The organism is Thomasclavelia sp., from assembly GCF_047249845.1.
GTDB lineage: Bacteria > Bacillota_I > Bacilli_A > Erysipelotrichales > Coprobacillaceae > Thomasclavelia.
In genome coordinates this window covers 1-1,975 of sequence record NZ_JBKTWO010000152.1, presented here as the reverse complement: position 1 = coordinate 1,975, position 1,975 = coordinate 1, and the positions used below count along the sequence as shown (strand labels likewise).

The following is a 1,975-nucleotide window of genomic DNA, read 5'->3' as shown; positions in this document are numbered from 1 at the left end:
TTTAATGATCCATAAACGATCTCCTTCTAAGGAAACTGAGGAAGCACTAATAATATTCATTGATCCAATTCCTATTCCCATCACACATAGAATTGGTGTTAGCATAGATTCAATACCAGGTAATTCTCTTAATAACATATCTATTGTATCCTTATACATAATCAATGCTATACCACCAATGATTGTAAAGATGATACCAATTGCTCCATTCAACATAACCATTGCATTAGAAGTAAAATGTCTAACTTCTCTAATTAATAATGCTTTAAACATAGAATTTTCTTTCATAGGTTTTTCGACATATTTAATTTTCTTTGTTTTTGGTTGACTTGTTGCTAATTTAACAAAACTTATTGACAAAAGATAGATAACCAATACAAATGGTATCAAAACACAAAGAAGGTAAATCAACAAACTTATAAAGTTTCCTTCATTTAATGCTATTGCAAGATGATAAATTGGAAAAACACCTTGTTCTATCGCCTGTGCAATACTCTTTCCATTCGTAATTAATAAACCTATATATTCTTGAATAGAGGATACTGCATACAAGTAAATACCAAAGAATCCAAGTGATAGAACTAATGTCACAATATTCTTTCTTCTTACATGTCTCATAATATTTGCCATTAACCACCCAAATACACATGAAAGTGCCAATACAAAAAGTGGTAAAGTTAAAAAGACAATAACAAACATAAGGATTTGTACAGCATCCATACCAACAGATGTCAAATAAACATAAAGTGCTGGTCCAGCAACTAATATTTCATAAATATAATTTAAAATTAAAATAACAAAAACACGACTTAATAAAATATCTCTGTTTGAGATAGGCATAGATAACAATAAATCATTATCTTTAGCCTGATATATTTCATGTTGTGTCAAAAAGACACTCCCAACAAAACATAACATAATAATCATTAAACTCATTAAAGCAAAATATAGCCAATCAATCCCCATTAAATGTAGTGGTTCAATTAATGAAGAAAATAACATTCCAAACATACCACAGAAGACAACACCCACATAAGCAAAAAGAAGTCCCATCAAGACAATCTTTCCAATTGAATTACCTTGATTTTTCTTACTGCTCTTTGTTTGCCTTAATAAGATCCCTTGTAATCTTATCTTAATTAAAGTCTTAAGCATTGTCGTTCTCCAACTCTAAGAAGACATCTTCAAGAGAATCATTACCTATAACATCTTGAGTACGACCACTAATGACTAATTTACCCTGTTTAATAATTGCTATTCTATCACACAATTTCTCTGCAACCTCTAAAACATGCGTTGAAAAGAAAATAGCACCACCTTGATCACAATGTTCTCTCATCAATTGTTTTAAAAGATGAGATGCCTTAGGGTCAAGACCTACAAAAGGTTCATCCATAATAATTAATTTTGGATTATGAATAAATGCTGAAATGACTGCAAGTTTTTGTTTCATCCCATGTGAATAAGCACTAATTGGTTGTGCGAGATCAGAAGTTAATTCTAACATATCAGCATATTTCTTTATACGTGCTTCTCTATCAGTTTTTGAAACCTGATAAACATCAGCAATAAAATTTAGATACTGAATACCAGTTAGATATTCATATAAATCTGGATTATCTGGTATATATGCCATAATTTTTTTACATGCCATAGCATTTGTTTTCATTGACTGATTATCAATAAAAATCTCAACGTCATCCAATGGTAAAATACCTACAACAGATTTTAAAGTCGTTGTAATTACAGCCCCATGAAGACCTATAAATCCATATATATGCCCATCTTCAATTTCTAAAGACAAATCATCAACAGCTTTATATTGATCATATTTTTTTGTTAAATGTTCTATTCTTAACATAATATCCCTCTTTTCTTATAAATAATTATTAAAATTATTTATATTATCATTATATATTTAAGTTATTCATAAATCAATCTTTTTCAGTTTCAATTCTCTTAAAAACTATATAAG

At 29.1% G+C, this 1,975-nt stretch carries 2 protein-coding genes; both read right to left on the bottom strand.

The genetic code is table 11. From position 1 onward, the window contains the following. Positions 1 to 1,155, bottom strand: a 1,155-nt coding sequence (locus tag ACLR9T_RS14210; RefSeq protein WP_413110123.1) for a hypothetical protein, incomplete at its 3' end; no start/stop codon positions are given. After that, entirely contained in the window at positions 1,148 to 1,861 is a 714-nt protein-coding gene (locus ACLR9T_RS14205; RefSeq protein WP_413110122.1) for an ABC transporter ATP-binding protein, read from the bottom strand. The genes ACLR9T_RS14210 and ACLR9T_RS14205, both read right to left, overlap by 8 nt. Between the last annotated feature and the right edge of the window lie 114 nt (positions 1,862 to 1,975).